Source organism: Dyadobacter sp. HNCC25DJ185, assembly GCF_056895195.1.
The window spans coordinates 454834-471774 of record NZ_JBXHAR010000003.1; the positions used below are offsets into that span (position 1 = coordinate 454834).

Sequence of the window (16941 nt, forward strand, 5' to 3'; positions counted from 1 at the left end):
ATTATTTAGGAAAGAGGCTTTTATCCAGTCCGGGGATGATTTTCAACGCATTTTTATAATAAAGCTTTTTCAAAACGTCGTCCGATAGACCCATTCCATACATTCTCCAGAAAGCGTGATATTTTTTGTGGTATGGAAAATACTCGTCTTCTGTCTCCAGAACCCGGAAATAGGTCGCATATTCCGAAGGCACCCAACTGTCTTTCCCAAATAAAACCCGGTCCTGATACTTTTCAAAGAATTTTTTAGCTGTTCTGGGTTGCCTGCCGAGCTCTGCAATCACGGCGCCGATTTCTACATACATATTTGGAAAAACGGTCATCAGGCTGTCGAGTTTCTTTAAATTATTCGGATACCAGCCCATATGCGCGTTGATGAATGTTGTTTTTGGATTAGTGCGGAATACATGATGCTGTTCGGCAATGAGAGAATCGAAAGGCACCGGATCATTGGGGCCTCTTTTGCGGCCTGGATGTGTTTTAAGTTCCAGCCAGCGTTCATTATACCGATCCATCGGATCCCAGAAGGACGGAACGTCGGCCGTATGGATCAGGACAGGGATACCCAGCTCTCCGCATTTTTGCCACACAGGCTGCAAGCGCGGATCGCTCACAGGCACGCGATTGCCTTTGTCGTCTTTAATGCCGCTGAAACCAAGGTTTTTATAAATTTTAAGGCCTTTTGCGCCCATTCTTACATCGTCTTCCAACTGCTTCACCGCTTTCGCGCTCCAGTCTTTTTCCCCAAATCCTTTAAATTGCAGGTTGGTGAAAACGGCGATGCGTTTTGGCTCGTTTTTCGCCACGTTTTCGAGGGAGCCCTTTAAAGTTGCTGTTCCTTCGCTCCATTCCTGCGACCAACCGCGTCCGCTGAGGTTGACCATGATGCCCATATTAAGGCTATCCATTTGGGCGGTAAGCGCTTTCAGATCCTGTGTAGGCATTTGATATTGATGGTTGTGGACATCAATAAAAGGGAATTTCGCACGCTTCAACGGGTGTTCCGGGACTTTCAAAGTTGAGATAGGATCGTATTCTTCAAAACCCAGAGGCTGGGTAATCTGCGAAGATTCCTGGGCCTTACAGCCCATTGAAGCAATTGTCAGAAGCGTAGCGAAGAGTAACGGTTTTTTCATGAAAGGTTTTTTCAGATGTTTTCTATTGTGGTAACCGGAACTGGATCTAATGAACCAATTTTATAAATCAGCGCCACGCAATGGGCGGCAATTCCTTCCTCTCTTCCGACAAACCCCAAATGTTCGGATGTGGTGGCTTTAATCGATATATCCTCTTCCGAAAGTCCTGTTACGCCAGAGAGGCAGGTTTTCATTGCGGGGATATGGGGGTTCAGTTTTGGATTTTGCAAAACAATTGTCACGTCGACATTACCAACTTCAAATCCCTTTTCACGGATCATCTCCATCACTTTGGATAAGAGAATCTTACTGTCTACGCCTTTCCAATGCGGGTCTTTGTCTGAGAAGTGATAGCCAATGTTCCTGAGATTTGCTGCTCCAAGCAGCGCGTCACAAATAACATGACAAACCACATCTGCATCCGAATGCCCCTTTGCACCATGCGTGTGAGGAATTAATATACCGCCTAGCCAAAACGGGCGATCTTCTGTTAATTGATGAACGTCGTAGCCTTGACCTACGCGAAAAGGGAACATACTCAGCGTTTATGGTTGTGTATTTGGTTATGGTTTAGATGAAGTGCCCAACGTTTCTTCAAAATTTCGATTTCGTCCTGGATAGTATCGACCCTCGGATCCATGCGATCAAACCGGCTTTTGGTTCATGCTTGAAAATCTTTATCTGGTCTGCTCGATTTGTGTTTTCAGCTTGTCGAGTTCTTCTTGCTGGCTGGCAGATTTGAAATAATAATAGAGGCCGGCGATCAGGAAAATCTTTGAGAGAATAAATACGGCGATGAATGCCGGGCGCCAGAATTTATGGACTTTAATAAAGGTCTCATTGACTTCGATATCCAGATATTGGGTTCTAGCCGCCTTGTTATCGCTGAAATGGTGGTTTTCTTTTTTGTCCCTCATCGTTCTGAGTTCAACCACTTCTCTAATCGCTGAGGGTGGGGGCACGGATTCCTGAACAAAGTAATTTTTGATATCTGCTTCTAGTTCTCCGACATAGCTTTCCAGTTCGCTATCTGCCTGCATCATCTTTCTCACCTGCGTTCTTTCCTCTTCATTTGTGAAGCCTAGCAGATGGGATTCTAGCATACCGCTTTCGATGAAATCTTGTGTTTTCAAGGTGCAACAATTAAACGTGTCTGTAAGCTTTGAAAAATTCGTGGAAACTGCGTAGCACTTCCGACTTGGAGATATTGAGCTTTCTGGCCACTTCGTCTGGCGTAAAGCCCTGGCGGAAAGCCAGATCGAAAATAGCCTGAGGAGAAGAGGAATCTAATGGGGTTAGGGCATCTTCGTCAATAGGGACCAAAGCGGTCAATCTCCTTTTTGCTTCTACTGCTTTGGCTCTGGCCAGCTTGATTACGCACGCTGCGAACGTAAAGGGATAACTATTGCAGGATTGTAATTGGGCCGAGGAAAACACATTGATCAAAACTTCCTGAGCGATATGAGGCTGTGGCAAAATTTGTAGGATAATGCCATACGCCATGGCTCCAAACTGGTCATAAACTTCCAGTGAAGATAGTTTATTCTTTTTAGCAACGGGTTGTAGGTCGACTCCATTGTTAATCCGTTCTAATTCATTCATACACTGTAATAAATTAAACCAAATGGTGACTGGGTAAGGAGATTAGAGGAAGTGTGCCTGGTAAATCTAATATAATAACCTCATAAATTCCTATAAATAACAGAAAAGTCGCAGAGCCTGCGGGATTATTTTGGTCGTCTTATGACAAATCTAACTGGTTTGTTTCAAGGATGCTATTTCAATGTTTAGTTTTGCGGGATGAGAGAAAAAATATCAGTCATTTTTGACATGGATGGTGTAATTTGTCACACTAACCCTTATCATTCCCGTGCCTTCCGAGAGTTTTTTTCAAGAAGAAATCTCGCTCCTACTGATGAGGAATTTGCGCAGCACATGTTTGGTAAAAGCAACAGTTACATTCTCAGTCATTTCTTGAACAGGCGGGTTGAGGGCGACGAACTGCTGCAACTGGAAGATGAAAAGGAAAGCCTGTTTCGCCAGATTTATGAACCTTATGTGGAGCCAATAAGCGGAATTGTGCCGTTTATGAAGGATCTCAACAGCAATGGCGTTCAGTTGGGAGTTGCGACGTCCGCGCCGCTTGCCAATTTGGAAATGATACTTAGTAAAGTGCCGATCGGGCCCTACATGGGGTCCATTCTCGCCAGTGAGCACGTCAAAAAGCATAAGCCCGATCCGGAAGTTTACCTTACTTCGGCTAAAAATCTGGGTGTCCGCCCCGATCGTTGCTTGGTCTTTGAGGATTCATTCTCGGGCGTTTCGGCTGGCCTCAATGCTGGGATGCGGGTTGTAGGGGTATTAAGCTCACACTCCAAGGATGAATTGCCTCCCTGCCATTTTTACGTAGAAGATTACAGGGAGATGTGTTTCGAAAAGATCAGGGAGCTGTTTTAAGTTTCTTGTTTATAGCGCTGCAATATCCTGCACTTTCACGTCAAATACGCCTGTCAGTACTTTCTCATTGCGTTTGACCTGCAGGAAAATACGGTAGCGCCCGCTTTTTGGAAATGAATAGGGGAACGAGATCCGGTTACCGTGTTCCATGCCCGACATTCCTTTTCCTTCAGGATCATACATACCCATTTCCGTCATCAGGAATTGCTCTCTTTCCAGCATCGACATTGCTTTCAATCGGGCAAGATGATGATCGACGCTGTCCCTGAATGCGACCGGTGCCGGTTTTGGTGCTACTCTGGCAGTATCTGAAATCCGGTTTTTGAAAGTTCTCTCTGCCGCCATTGCAAATGAGCCCGTCGGATGCAAATGGATATATACAGAACCGTCGGATCTCAGCACTACTGCGTGGCCTGTCATACCAAGGTATGGCTCAGGGAAACAGGGGCTACCGTCGGGATTGAAAATTTCAAAATTCAACTGATATGGTTTGCCAGCTTCCAGCGGACGGTCTGGCTTGCCTTCCCAAATCGCGTAGGAACTATCTTTAAAGACTGTTTTAGTACCCGGTTTCCCGCATATCACAACATTCTCGTCAAGCGGGACCTTGCCGGGCGAATCCATGGGGTCTGTTACCACATACGTATCCTCCGCAGCCGTTACCTCCAAGGGGATCAGCTCTTTTTGGGCAGGTATTTCCAAAGTATCGACGATGGTTTCGGCAAAGCCGGAATATTGGACGATGTCCGAATAAACAAGATATTTTCCTGCCGGCAGCTTTGGCAAAAACGCTTCGAATGTTGTACTATCTTTTCGTTCGGGGTGAATATGGGCAAAAGCATCCAGGCCGGGAGTTCTTATCAGGAACGTATGCATCAGTTTGCCGTGGTCGGGAACAAGCGTGCTTAGCATACTTCCGCGAAGAACGGCTGCCCAGTCGGCTGTATCTATCCTTAGCTGAAAAATCCGCTGGTCTTTTTCAGTATGGACCGTTGCAAATCCTTTGAGCGGCTTGTAAAGCCATTGTTTATATTCGGCTGCCCAGCTATCCCACCAGCTGCTTCCGCCGTAAACAATCAGGGTGCATAAGATCGCTGCAACGCCCATATTGATCCACTTCTTGCGTTTTTGATTGGGATTGAGCGCTTCTCCCGGCTTCAGTAACCCGTCGCTCACGCTGGCCCCAATGGTCGTGATCATTAACAAAAACAGGAGTAAGCCCAAAATGCTCAATCCAAACCCCAATTCTTTCGGCATAGCGCGTTCTGCGGTGGAAACGGCAACGATCGGTACAATCAATTCTGCTTTTCCCTGATCTCCCTCGATCTCGATCTGCGCACTGGAAGAGCCTGTTTGCATGAGCCATACAATTCCCTTGAACTGGCCCGCCTGACCCGCTACTTGTGGAAGTTCGTCGGCTGTTGGTGCGCCTTTGTCTCCTGAATAAAAATAAATGGGGCGGGCAAAGACTTTCTTTGCGTGGCCTTCCTCTACAAATACCGTAATGCTGGCAGTTCCCGGGATAACATCAGGCGGCTGAACACTTATCAGAACTTTATATGGCCCTGCCTGGCCCTGCATCTGAACGCCGGAGCTGCCGACGTGCGCCATAGAAAGCAGGGTCGCCCATATTAGAAAGGCTGCGGATAGGAATGAAGTGAATAAAAGCTTTCTCATCGTTGAATTTTATGCATCCAGTTCCCCCATGCCAAACCAATCCTGGCAGATACTAATGTAGCGACTAATGCAATCCCTAATCCTTTGATTAGTTCCGGGGCGCTTTCGACCATCCATGGCCCGAATTTGTACCTGTATTCCCAGCCGGGATTGTTCCCGAAATACCAGTAATGACTTCCGAACACCCAATTACGTGCATAGGGTGACTCCATTAAAAAAGCGCCGAAGTACCATTGGACTATCAAAAAGACAAGCAAAAATCCGACAGCCAGGATAGGTGCCAGCTTCCAATCGTTCAGATAGGCGAAACGGTGCCGGAGTAAGTCAATGACAATAGCGGGTATAATCAGCAAAAGCGGAAATTGGAACCCTTGGTAATGGTCGATATGGTTCAGGATCGGACCTAGCTTGGGCTCTGCCGGGAACAAGGGAATAATCCACAATGTGCCCAGCATCAGGATCGTGTATACTGCTGCAACTGCTGTCGTTGCCCACTTATGGGATACTGCCTTGCCAACGGCCATTAGCAAGATGGGAAAAGCAGCTCCGCCGAAAATATAAAAGCTGGATCTGTGGACACGCATTCGTCCCAATTCCTCAGATATCAATGTGTACCAGATCGTAAGTAAAAAGCCCGCCGAGAGCGCAAACAGCCAGAACAGTAATTTATCCAGAGATTTTTTGCTGATGAAATTCATATTTTGCAGAAAGCGGATCTGGTTTTTTATTGCGATCACGCTGATCATCGCGCCAAACTGGATTCCGATAATTCCAAGAATCAGGACGGTGTGTGGCGGTGATAGGATCGTTACATCCAAACCATAGGTGCTATGCCACCAGTCGTCGAATGGAGCAGAAGTAAGCATGGATAATGCGCCCCAGACACAGAATAATGATCCGAGGGAGCTGTAAAAAAAGCCCCATATTTTTACGCTTTTAGCCTTTTCTTCACTGTTGCCAAAGAACGTTTTCCGTAGGATTTCATAACCTGAAAACAAGCCCGCGACCACCGCGCCAAGATAAATGACCAGGTGGGGCGGGGATAACAAGCCGTCACGGCCGATACTGAGATGCCAGCAGATATCCCAGATCAGCCCGGTGATCACGCAAAAAGACGAAAATACGGTTGCGAAAATATAAACGGGAATCCCCGGACTTCCTTCAATAGAAGTTGTCTGTCCGGTCAAAGTTGGCGGAGGGGTAAGGACAGTAGGCACTTTGCTGGGATGGATATTAGGTTATAAACGTGTTTTTAAGATCAGAAAGGTCTCATTGCCTTTACAAACCTACCTTTAAAGTACGTAGAAAATAGATTATCCTCACGAACTCCCTTCGAAGTTGATGCATGAATAAAAATAATCTCCTGTACACTCCGTACATCGGTAACAATGCCGGCGTGGGATACATACCCTTCCTTCCCGGCTTCGGGAACAAAAAAGAGCCAATCCCCGGCGCGGATGTCTTCCAGCCTGCTGATTTCCTGTCCGAATTCCGACTGTTGCCAGGAAATCCTGGGCACTTTCACGCCAACCTCTGAATAAACAGAACAAATCAGTCCAGAGCAATCGATACCATTTTTATCATTCCCTCCCGAGCGGTAAGGAGTACCTGTATAGGTGCGCGCAACCTGCACAACTTCCGGAATATTTGCGGAGGAAGTTGTGGAAGTACGATTATATGCAGAATTTGGAGTGGTTGAAGTTTTTCTTGATGAGGGAGGTACCGGTTTTTTAATCGGTGCCCGGGCTACAGGTTTGCGGTCTGTAAGCGTTCTTCGCTTGCCGGAATAGGAAGAGGTAGATTTATCCGGCGTCTTCCTGAGCGTTTCACAGGCAGAAAACAGGATCAAAAAGGATAGGATATAAATAAATGAAAGAATAGAAAAGGAAATCTGCTTCTTCATGGGCACGCTTCGCTTTGACAAAATGGTTACTTCAAAAATAACAGGAATATTTTCCTGAAAACGCAGAATTGAATTTGGGTAATCGGCATTCACTATCTATTCAACAGCTTTTAAATTGAAAAATTGTGGTAAATATTATGCGGCTGACGGCTTAGTAATTAGTTTTGCCGCTGACATTCATCCCGTTTAATCTTCTTTGCTTCTAATGAAAATAATTTGTGTAGGCCGGAATTATACTGAGCACATCGCTGAATTAAATAATGAAAAACCCGATGCACCGGTTATTTTTTTGAAACCCGAAACGGCACAGATCCGTCAGGGGGAGCCCTTTTTTTATCCCGACTTTTCCAAAGACGTGCACCACGAAGTAGAACTGGTTGTTAAAATAAACAGGGTCGGGAAGAATATCGAGGAAAGGTTCGCACACAAGTACTACGATGAGATCGGTGTCGGGATTGATTTCACAGCGCGCGACCTGCAATCTGAATTGAAAAGCAAGGGATTACCTTGGGAACTTGCCAAAGCATTCAATGGCTCAGCCCCTGTATCCGATTTTGTACCCGTGAGCGATTTCGAAGATATTCAAAACATCAATTTCAGTTTGGACGTGAACGGGGAGACACGTCAGAATGGCAATTCGTCCATGATGCTTTATCGTATTAACTACCTTATTTCATTTGTTTCCAGGTACTTCACTCTGAAAAAGGGAGACCTCATTTTTACTGGAACGCCCAAAGGTGTCTCAGCAGTGCAAATAGGAGATAAGCTTACAGCGTCAATCGAGGGCAAGAAGATGCTGGAATTATTCGTTAGATAAACCGTATTCTTCAATCTACGGTCGGTGCACCGGTCTATCATACACTTCTTTCATGCAATATGTTCTTCGGACGCTAGTCACGACTGTTTTATTCATTTTAGGCTTTCCGGGCATTTTTCAATGGGCTCTGGCCCAGAAGCAATCCTACCCCAAGGGTTATTATCAATTTCCGATACGTCCCGGATTACCCAATTCGCTGGCTGGCGGCCTTGGGGATTTACGTACCAACCATTTCCATGCCGGACTTGATATCCGAACTGAGCAACGCGAGGGCTTGCCCGTTTATGCTGCTGCCGAGGGTTATGTTTTTAAAGTCGCAGTTCAGCGTAGCGGTTACGGGAATGTGATCTACCTGCGCCATCCAAACGGACAAACCACTGTTTATGGACATTTATTAAAATTTAGCAGCGCTTTGGCTGCTTATGTAAGAGAGGAACAATACAAGCAGCAGACGTTTGAAATAGAATTGTTCCCCGAGGAAGGAAAGTATGTTTTCAAAAAGGGCGAGCTGATTGCGCTTTCAGGAAATACCGGCGGATCGGCGGGCCCGCACTTGCATTTTGAGATCAGAGATTCCCAAAATAATTATCTGAATCCATTGTATTTTGGTTTTAATGAAATAAGGGATGTTACTCCGCCCAAATTTGTGAACCTGGCCATTCGTCCCCTGGATATTAATGGTCGTGTCAATGGTCAGTTCGACAGAAAGGTGTATGCTCCTGTTAAACAATCGGACGGGTCGTACCGACTGCCTTATCCGGTTACCGCCACGGGAATTATTGGGATTGATCTCGTGGCTCATGACCAGATGACCGGCACAGGCTTCCGTTACGGGCTCCAATGTATTGAGATAAAAATGGATGGCCGGGAAGTGTTTTCTTACAACATGGAAATTTTCCCGAGTGCTTCGACCCGCGACTATAACAACCTGATCGACTATGAAACTGAGCAACAGACGGGCCAGCGTTTCTTGAAATGCTATGTTCCGGATGGGAATAATTTCAATTTATATAAAACTGATTCTTATAAAGGCAAGCTCAATATCACCGACACGCTCAGTCACGAGGTCAGGATTCATATTTCGGATTCTTACGAAAATTCGTCGGAGCTGGCTTTCAGTATCAAGGGTGAACCTCAAAACCCACCGTTGCCTGTTTATGATACGGAAGTGAATCCAGAGTGGGTTAGTACCGAAGTTCAGGAAAATACATTGATTGTTAAAGCCAAATTTTACAGGAGTTCGATTCCCTTCGCGACCTATTATGCACAAGGAAAAGAAGTCAAGAAAGAACCGGACCTTTATGCAGGGGAATCGGCGGTTTTTTTAACTGATTTACGGAAATACAAGCCCGATTCTGTCAAAATTAACAATACGACGGTCAGGACTTATCTGAGGGCCGAGATCTTCCCGGGGATAGCATCCTCTTACAAAGCAGACCAATGGTCTGTCGATTTTAAGAATACCAGTTTGTTTGATACTTTGTTTCTGACGGGGCAGAAGAACTTCAACGCGCTGACCATCAATAACCGTGGCACCGCGTTGAATGACAATATCGCAATTTCTTTTAAGCCGGAAAAAGTCCCCGAAAATAAAGCAAGAACACATGTTTACCGGTATCTGGATGGTTATTACAGGTTTTTAGGGGGAATCTGGAACGAAGACCAGATCCAGTTTGATACCCGGGAGCTAGGCACATTTGTAATCCAGCAAGATACGTTACCTCCCAGAGTCAATCTGATCGAACACAGCAAGAACAGGATAAGAGCATATGTCGGAGATGGTACTTCCGGGATCGACCACTTTAAGGCTTTGATCAATGGCGAATGGGTGTTGATGAATTATGATTATAAAAAAGGCTATATCTGGTCGGAGAAACTGGACGATACCAAGCCATTTGAAGGAGAGCTTATGCTGGAAGTTACGGACAGGGCGGGAAATAGTACTATCTTGCGAACAGAATTGGCGGACCCGGTGGTGGTCCGCAAAAAAGTGAGAAAACGGAAAAGATAGAATATGATACTTCAAGCCGGTGATCAAGCACCTGCATTCGCTGCAAAAGACCAGAATGGAAAGATCGTCAAGCTGGCGGACTTTAAGGGAAAGAAAGTGATCCTTTATTTTTATCCCAAAGACGATACGCCTACCTGCACCACGCAGGCCTGCAACCTGAGGGATAATTACAAATTGCTCTTGAAAAAAGGGTATAAAGTCTTAGGCGTCAGTGTTGACGACGAAAAAACTCATCAAAAGTTTATTAAAAAATACAAACTACCCTTTCCTTTGCTGGCGGATACCGAACACGCAATGGTCGAGGCCTATGGTGTCTGGGGCGAAAAGACGACTTTCGGGCACACTTATATGGGTATCCTCCGCACTACCTTTGTAATTGACGAAAATGGGGTAATCGAAGAAATTATCCGGAAGGTTGAATCGAAGCACCACACTGATCAAATTCTTGGAACTATTCAACAATAAAGAGTCATTCAGGCACTGGCATTAACGGGACATTTATAAATTAAGTCAGGAGTTTATAACAATCAGAGTAAGAACAACTCAATAGAAAACAGAAATGGAAATTGAACAATTAGAAAAAGTTGCCTCGCAGGTTCGTCGGGATATTGTACGGATGGTACACGGTTGCCAGTCAGGACATCCGGGCGGGTCACTGGGTTGTACAGAATTATTGGTAGCGCTGTATTTCGAGCGCCTGAAACTGAAAGAGCAGGATGGTAAGCCTGTGTTCGACATGAATGGAATAGACGAGGATCTTTTCTTCTTGTCCAATGGTCATATTTCTCCGGTCTGGTATAGTGTGCTAGCCCGTCGCGGGTATTTTCCGGTTCCTGAACTAGCCACTTTCCGTAAGCTGGATTCGAGGCTGCAGGGCCACCCGACCACGCACGAGCACCTTGAGGGTATCCGGATCGCTTCCGGGTCACTTGGGCAAGGTTTATCCGTAGCACTTGGAGCAGCGCTTGCAAAAAAACTGAATAATGACAAAGGCCTGGTATATGTGTTGATGGGAGATGGAGAGCAACAGGAAGGACAGGTTTGGGAAGCCGTTACGTTTGCGCCCCACCATCAGGTAGATAACCTGATCGCATTCATCGATCTAAACGGCCAGCAGATCGATGGCCCGACTGTGAAAGTGATGAATAACCTGGACCTGGGCAAAAAATATGAAGCGTTTGGCTGGGAAGTGATATCCATCGAGGAAGGTAACGATATGGCTTCTGTATTGAAAGGTCTGTACGAAGCTAAAAGCCGCCTGGGACATGGTCGTCCTATCCTGGTGTTGCTTCACACCGGAATGGGCTTCGGCGTGGACTTCATGATGGGCAGCCACAAATGGCATGGAGTAGCGCCTAATGATGAACAACTGGCTGCGGCACTGGCGCAATTGGACGAAACTTTGGGAGATTATTAATTGAACGGATCAGGGGCTATCAAATCAATCCTGATTTCATAAACTGACTTTATACTCAAATGAAAAAATACACTTTCACTGAAAAGAAAGATACCCGTTCTGGTTTTGGTGCCGGAATGCATATTCTCGGTCAACAAAATCCCAATGTTGTTGCACTCTGTGCCGACCTCGTTGGCTCTCTGAAACTCGAACCGTTCATCAAAGAAAACCCTGAGCGTTTTGTTCAATGCGGTATTTCTGAAGCTAATATGATCGGCTTATCGGCAGGACTCACGATCGGTGGTAAAATTCCTTTTGCCACGACTTTTGCCAACTTCGCCACCGGGCGTGTGTATGACCAGATCCGTCAGAGTGTGGCATATTCCAACAAAAATGTAAAGATATGCGCATCACACGCAGGTCTTACATTGGGAGAAGATGGTGCAACCCACCAGATTCTGGAAGATCTTGGCATGATGAAGATGTTGCCAGGCATGACAGTGATTAACCCTTGTGACTTTAACCAAACCAAGGCTGCAACGATTGCAATTGCGGATTACGAGGGCCCGGTTTACCTGCGTTTCGGTCGCCCGGTAATTCCTGTCTTTACAGATCCTGATCAAAAATTCGAGATCGGTAAAGCATGGATGGTCAACGAAGGAACCGATGTAAGTATCTTCGCTACAGGTCATATGGTCTGGGAAGCAATCCAGGCTGGTGAGTTACTGGAAGCAGAAGGTATCAACGCCGAAATTATCAACATCCACACCATCAAACCGCTGGATGAAGAGGCTATTCTGAAATCAGTTGAAAAAACCGGCTGTGTAGTTACTGCTGAGGAGCACAACCGTATTGGCGGTTTGGGAGACAGTGTTGCTCAGGTTTTGGTTAAGCACAGGCTGGCTCCGCAAGAATACGTTGCGGTGAACGATAGCTTTGGCGAAAGCGGAACGCCGGCACAGCTTTTGGAAAAATATGGTTTAACCGCCAAACATATTGTAGAGGCTGCCAAACGTGCAATCGCAAGGAAATAGGGTTTCTGAGACTTAGGTATTTCAAGAAGAGGGAGCCAGTTTGTGGAGTCCTGCGGAAAGTAAGACAAAGGTTTTACTTCTGCAGGACTCAAATTTTATTTGTCGCGATGTGAAAAATAAATTATTATTGAATTGCATTAATTCCGGATTCGTGGCAGTGACGTGTGGCTGTTTAGCTGGAGTTGGTGATCAGTATAGTACGGATTAAATGTCTGACGAAGAATTATTATCTCTTTTTGAGAATCCCGAAACGCGTCGGAACGCTTTCAACCAATTGGTGCGCAAGTATCAGCAAAAAGTATATTGGCTCGTTCGCAAAATGGTTGTGGATCATGACGATGCCAATGATATAACTCAGGATGTATTTATCAAAGCGTGGACTGCCCTTGAAAACTTTCGGGGTGATTCAAAGCTTTATACCTGGCTTTATCGTGTTGCCAGCAATGAAGCGATCAATTTTCTCAATAAAAAAAGGCGCAAGTTCTTTATCCCGATCTATGATGTGGAAAATGAACTGAGCGAAAAACTGGAAGCAGACCCGGAGGTGAGTGGTGATGCCATCCAGCTCAAATTACAGAAGGCTTTATTAAAATTACCGGAAAAACAACGGCTAGTTTTTAACCTCAAATACTTTGAAGATTTGCCTTACGAAGAGATTTCGGAGATCACCGGAACGTCTGTTGGAGCCTTAAAAGCCTCATATCATTGGGCTACCAAAAAAATTGAGGATTTTTTAAATGAAACGGATTAAACCATTTGTGATTAGTTTGGTCAAATTCAGGCAAGTTTAGAAATATAAATAATCATGGATAAAGAGCGGATACGGCTGGAAGATCTCAAAAGGGAAGTCCCCTTTTCTGTACCCGAGGATTATTTTGATAAGTTACCTCAGCTTATACAGTCGAGAATTCCTTCAGGGCCTGTTCGTAAGCCTATGATCAACTTGACATGGCAGCGTGCGGCCGGGTTGGTTTCTGCAATGGCGCTTATACTCGTGCTGGTATGGGTTACTGTTCCCGAGCGCCAAGGTTCGCTGGGCCAAGAGCCTTTGAGCAACGTCAGCAATGCCTCTATTGTCAGTTATCTGGAGGAGGAAAACATCAGCTATTATGATCTGAGCGAACATAAGGTTGTGCAAAAGGCGTTTGTTACAGATTCAACCGTACTTTACTATCTGGATGGGCTGGATGATGAAGTGCTTCGCCAGCAAATACAGGAAAGTGTTTCCACATCGGAGACCATTTGACCTCAACAATATCAATCAAATGAACTTAAAACTTAAATTCAGAAGATATCGTAACATTTCTGCTATCCTGATCATTGTGTTCGGTGCTATTACTACTACGCAGGCACAGCACCGTTCCGAAGAAGAAATCAAGCGGATACAAGACGCAAAAGTGGCCATCATCACCAACAGGCTGAACCTCACACCCGAGCAGTCGGCAGGTTTTTGGCCGATTTATAACGAGTATTCCCAGAAACGGAGGGATATTCACCGCTCACAACGGAAAATCATTAACGATAAGAAGGCGGAAGGCCAGACGGATGAACAGGTCCTGAATAACCTCAAGGAAGTGCAGGATCTGAGACAAAAGGACCTGGATCTTGAAAAAGAATACCAGAACAGATTTTTGAAAGTAATTTCAGCAAGTCAGGTCATCGAATTATACAAAGCTGAACGCACATTTAACGACATGTTGATTCAGCGCCTCAAACAACGATGATTAGGAGAAATAAATAGCCTGCTTATCTGACTTATTACAAGTAGTTATCCCACAATCCTGCATAGGGACTGTGGGATTTTTTTAATGGCCCCCCACGACTTCTACGCTAGGGATGCCTTTGGTTTCAACGGTGATACTTCGCAACGGCGCCGAATGATTTTTGAAGTCCTGAATGATTTCCAATACATCGTAATCAATGTCCAATGATTTGCTACCATCGATTACAACTGTTGATCCTGCCGGGAGATTTTCTAGCGTGGCGCTTATACTTCCTTTATTCAAAAAAGTTACTTCTTCAGACAGTATCAACGTAATAATATCCCCGTCGCGATGTTTTTCCTTGATGTAATGATAGGAGTGCTTGTAGTTTTTGCGAAGAATAAAATAAATCGCTACCACCATCCCTATAGCAATGCCTTTCAACAGGTCTGTGCTTAAGATCGCAATGATAGTTACAATGAAGGGAATGAATTGCTCTTTACCAAGCTTGTACATTCTTTGGTAAAGAGACAACTTTGACAACTTGTAACCTACCATCAAGAGTACTGCCGCCAGGGATGCCAGGGGGATGAAATTCAAGAATTTCGGAATAAATACTGCCGATAAAAGTAATATGGAACCATGAACAATGGTGCCTACTTTGGTCCTGCCACCAGAATCGATATTAGCCGAACTGCGGACAATCACTTGTGTTACGGGTAATCCGCCAATCAATCCTGACGCCATATTGCCGATTCCCTGTGCGATCAATTCCCGGTTGGTGGGTGTATCCCTTTTAAACGGGTCAAGCTTGTCGGTTGCTTCGACAGAGAGTAATGTTTCCAAACTAGCCACAATGGCAAGCGTAACAGCGACCGTATATACTTCGACTTTGGTAACAGCCGAAAAATCAGGCGTTTTGAAAAAGCCGAAGAACTCCCGTGCATTAGAGGCTACAGGTAACTGAACTAAATGATCACCGGATAAAGTCCAGGCAGGCACCAAGCCTGCGAACGCAAAGTTAAGTGCTACACCGATCAGGACTACAAATAATGCACCTGGGAAGAACCGGAAGAGCTGTATCTTTTTCATGAACGGCTTATCAAAAAGGATCAGCAAACCCAAGGAAGCCGCCGAAATAACCATTGCGCCTGTTCTGCTGTATTTAACCGAATTGTACAACTCTGTAAAAGTGTTTTGCCCATCGGTCTGGTCAAACGCCTCGTCACCCATAAAATCGGCGTCATAGCCAAATGCATGGGGAATTTCTTTGAGAACGAGCGTGATACCAATAGCCGCAAGCATTCCTTTGATCACGGACGAAGGGAAGTAGTAGCCTATAATTCCTGCATTTAAAAATCCGGCAATTACCTGCAGCAACCCGGCGATGACTACTGCAAGTAAAAATGCTTCGAAACTGCCCAATGTATCGAGCGCATTGAGCACAATCACAACCAGACCTGCCGCTGGTCCCGCAACGCCCAGGGCAGAGCCACTAAGGGAGCCCACTACAATACCTCCGATAACACCAGCGATGATACCGGAAAAAAGCAGATCGGAACGCCCAGTGGAAGCCAATGCAACTCCCAGGCAAAGCGGCAGTGCAACGAGATACACTACCAGCCCGGCCGGAAAATCGTATTTGATATTGGACAACCAATTATTTTTATTCAATGCCATACGATTGATTCAGTTGGAAGATTTAGGAGGTATTTGCCAGATAGCAATTTTAAGCCAACTGAGGGGTATCGAGACGGTAAACTTCCTCGACGTCCGTGCGGTCATCAACGGTGACTTTCAAATCCCTTAGAATTCCGTTTTTGATGTCATATACCAGTCCGTGAACGAGTAGGGGCTTTTGATTTGCCCATGCGTTTTGGACGATAGACGTTTTGGCAAGATCTCGAACTTGTTCCTGTACATTCAGTTCGACCAGGCGGTCGCTTCTTTTGTGCGGATCGTTTATGGAATTGAGTTCTTCCTGATGCAAGCGATAAACATCTTTAATGTGGCGCAGCCAGTTGTCTATTAGTCCGACTTGCTTATTCCCCATGGCAGTCAGTACGCCGCCGCAGCCATAGTGTCCACAAACGATAATGTGCTGTACGCCAAGTACATTGACAGAGTAATCGAGGACACTTAACATACTCATGTCTGTGTGGATCACCATATTGGCAATATTGCGGTGCACGAAAATGTCGCCTGGCTGGGTTCCGGTTATTTCATTAGCAGGCACACGGCTGTCGGAACACCCTATCCATAAAAATTTAGGGCTTTGCCCATTAGCCAGGTTATTGAAGAAGTCCGGATTCTGAGTCGTCATTTCTTTGACCCACTTTTTATTATTTTCAAAAAGTTCTTTGAATGAATTGATCATGATTTCTGGATAGATTGGAATAACACATGTAGGTAAACGAGCTGTCGCTGGTGAATAGAAAATTCATCAAACAAGGCAATACCTCTGGATATAAATTTCAGCAGGAAATCAGACCAGTTCGGGGGGGGGAGAAAGGAGATTGTAGTAGATCTCGCTTTGGAACTGAATGGTGTAAGAAAAGGAGTTTTTAAGAGGAATGGATAAACAGAACTTACCGAAATCCACAATTTCCGAGGTCATGAGCTGATCGTCATTGACTTTCTCAACCTCCTTTTCGCTGTCTTTCTCATTGTCACATGTGCCGGTTTCACATACTTGCGAAGACTTTTCTTTAATCAGCAACAGGGTGGCAATACCTGTAGCTTTACAGATGAGAAAGGTCGTGAGCAATATAAGGCAAAGCTTTTTGAACAAAGCGTACGGAGATTTGT

19 protein-coding genes are annotated in these 16941 nt (G+C 45.3%); 9 read left to right on the plus strand and 10 right to left on the minus strand.

Annotated elements, in window-relative coordinates:
• Position 1 precedes the first annotated feature (1 nt).
• The 4 genes from AC1XUF_RS10465 to AC1XUF_RS10480 all read right to left on the minus strand — a co-directional run bounded on the left by AC1XUF_RS10465 (position 2) and on the right by AC1XUF_RS10480 (position 2737).
• Positions 2–1135 (minus strand): amidohydrolase family protein, encoded by a 1134-nt coding sequence (locus tag AC1XUF_RS10465; RefSeq protein ID WP_483341729.1) that lies wholly within the window; start codon positions 1133–1135, stop codon positions 2–4.
• Between the two features lie 11 nt (positions 1136–1146).
• A complete protein-coding gene (gene ispF / locus AC1XUF_RS10470) occupies positions 1147–1671 on the minus strand; it encodes a 2-C-methyl-D-erythritol 2,4-cyclodiphosphate synthase (protein WP_483341730.1) in 525 nt (174 codons plus the stop codon).
• Between the two features lie 141 nt (positions 1672–1812).
• Positions 1813–2268 carry a hypothetical protein gene (locus AC1XUF_RS10475; RefSeq protein WP_483341731.1) on the minus strand — a complete coding sequence of 152 codons (456 nt, stop codon included), beginning with the start codon at positions 2266–2268 and terminating at the stop codon, positions 1813–1815.
• A 10-nt stretch (positions 2269–2278) separates the two neighbouring features.
• Positions 2279–2737 carry an RNA polymerase sigma factor gene (locus AC1XUF_RS10480; protein WP_483341732.1) on the minus strand — a complete coding sequence of 153 codons (459 nt, stop codon included), beginning with the start codon at positions 2735–2737 and terminating at the stop codon, positions 2279–2281.
• Between the two features lie 198 nt (positions 2738–2935).
• Here AC1XUF_RS10480 and AC1XUF_RS10485 point away from each other — a divergent pair, with 198 nt between their 5' ends.
• The gene (locus AC1XUF_RS10485) at positions 2936–3592 is read left to right on the plus strand and encodes an HAD family hydrolase (protein WP_483341733.1); all 657 of its coding nucleotides are present in this window, start codon (positions 2936–2938) and stop codon (positions 3590–3592) included.
• Positions 3593–3601: 9 nt separating this feature from the next.
• Here the strand turns inward: AC1XUF_RS10485 and AC1XUF_RS10490 are convergent, their stop codons facing one another.
• From AC1XUF_RS10490 to AC1XUF_RS10500, 3 genes are all read right to left on the minus strand, one after another.
• Positions 3602–5269: a hypothetical protein gene (locus AC1XUF_RS10490; protein ID WP_483341734.1), complete on the minus strand. Its 1668-nt coding sequence runs from the start codon at positions 5267–5269 to the stop codon at positions 3602–3604.
• Complete coding sequence (locus tag AC1XUF_RS10495; protein ID WP_483341735.1) at positions 5266–6456, minus strand: hypothetical protein; 1191 nt, start codon at positions 6454–6456, stop codon at positions 5266–5268. Before AC1XUF_RS10495 ends, AC1XUF_RS10490 begins: the two co-directional genes overlap by 4 nt.
• Before the next feature lie 71 nt (positions 6457–6527).
• The gene (locus tag AC1XUF_RS10500; protein ID WP_483341736.1) at positions 6528–7172 is read right to left on the minus strand and encodes a C40 family peptidase; all 645 of its coding nucleotides are present in this window, start codon (positions 7170–7172) and stop codon (positions 6528–6530) included.
• A gap of 205 nt (positions 7173–7377) precedes the next feature.
• On the opposite strand from AC1XUF_RS10500, the gene AC1XUF_RS10505 reads away from it, so the two are divergent.
• The 8 genes from AC1XUF_RS10505 (at position 7378) to AC1XUF_RS10540 (ending at position 14154) form a co-directional block, all read left to right on the plus strand.
• Positions 7378–7989 carry a fumarylacetoacetate hydrolase family protein gene (locus tag AC1XUF_RS10505; RefSeq protein ID WP_483341737.1) on the plus strand — a complete coding sequence of 204 codons (612 nt, stop codon included), beginning with the start codon at positions 7378–7380 and terminating at the stop codon, positions 7987–7989.
• A 52-nt stretch (positions 7990–8041) separates the two neighbouring features.
• Positions 8042–10000: a M23 family metallopeptidase gene (locus tag AC1XUF_RS10510; protein ID WP_483341738.1), complete on the plus strand. Its 1959-nt coding sequence runs from the start codon at positions 8042–8044 to the stop codon at positions 9998–10000.
• Positions 10001–10003: 3 nt separating this feature from the next.
• Positions 10004–10465, plus strand: coding sequence for a thioredoxin-dependent thiol peroxidase (bcp, locus tag AC1XUF_RS10515; protein WP_483341739.1), 462 nt, complete (start codon positions 10004–10006; stop codon positions 10463–10465).
• Between the two features lie 94 nt (positions 10466–10559).
• On the plus strand, positions 10560–11417 hold the full coding sequence (locus AC1XUF_RS10520) for a transketolase (protein ID WP_483341740.1): 858 nt from the start codon (positions 10560–10562) through the stop codon (positions 11415–11417).
• Positions 11418–11476: 59 nt separating this feature from the next.
• Positions 11477–12430, plus strand: a complete 954-nt coding sequence (locus AC1XUF_RS10525; protein WP_483341741.1) for a transketolase family protein — start codon at positions 11477–11479, stop codon at positions 12428–12430.
• A 208-nt stretch (positions 12431–12638) separates the two neighbouring features.
• The gene (locus AC1XUF_RS10530; protein ID WP_483341742.1) at positions 12639–13181 is read left to right on the plus strand and encodes an RNA polymerase sigma factor; all 543 of its coding nucleotides are present in this window, start codon (positions 12639–12641) and stop codon (positions 13179–13181) included.
• A gap of 54 nt (positions 13182–13235) precedes the next feature.
• A complete protein-coding gene (locus tag AC1XUF_RS10535; RefSeq protein ID WP_483341743.1) occupies positions 13236–13676 on the plus strand; it encodes a hypothetical protein in 441 nt (146 codons plus the stop codon).
• A 19-nt stretch (positions 13677–13695) separates the two neighbouring features.
• Positions 13696–14154 carry a hypothetical protein gene (locus AC1XUF_RS10540; protein ID WP_483341744.1) on the plus strand — a complete coding sequence of 153 codons (459 nt, stop codon included), beginning with the start codon at positions 13696–13698 and terminating at the stop codon, positions 14152–14154.
• 81 nt (positions 14155–14235) lie between these two features.
• Here AC1XUF_RS10540 and AC1XUF_RS10545 read toward each other — a convergent pair whose 3' ends face one another.
• The 3 genes from AC1XUF_RS10545 to AC1XUF_RS10555 form a co-directional block, all read right to left on the minus strand.
• Complete coding sequence (locus AC1XUF_RS10545) at positions 14236–15813, minus strand: SulP family inorganic anion transporter (protein ID WP_483341745.1); 1578 nt, start codon at positions 15811–15813, stop codon at positions 14236–14238.
• A gap of 49 nt (positions 15814–15862) precedes the next feature.
• Positions 15863–16510, minus strand: a complete 648-nt coding sequence (gene can, locus AC1XUF_RS10550; RefSeq protein WP_483341746.1) for a carbonate dehydratase — start codon at positions 16508–16510, stop codon at positions 15863–15865.
• A 108-nt stretch (positions 16511–16618) separates the two neighbouring features.
• The gene (locus tag AC1XUF_RS10555; RefSeq protein WP_483341747.1) at positions 16619–16900 is read right to left on the minus strand and encodes a hypothetical protein; all 282 of its coding nucleotides are present in this window, start codon (positions 16898–16900) and stop codon (positions 16619–16621) included.
• Between the last annotated feature and the right edge of the window lie 41 nt (positions 16901–16941).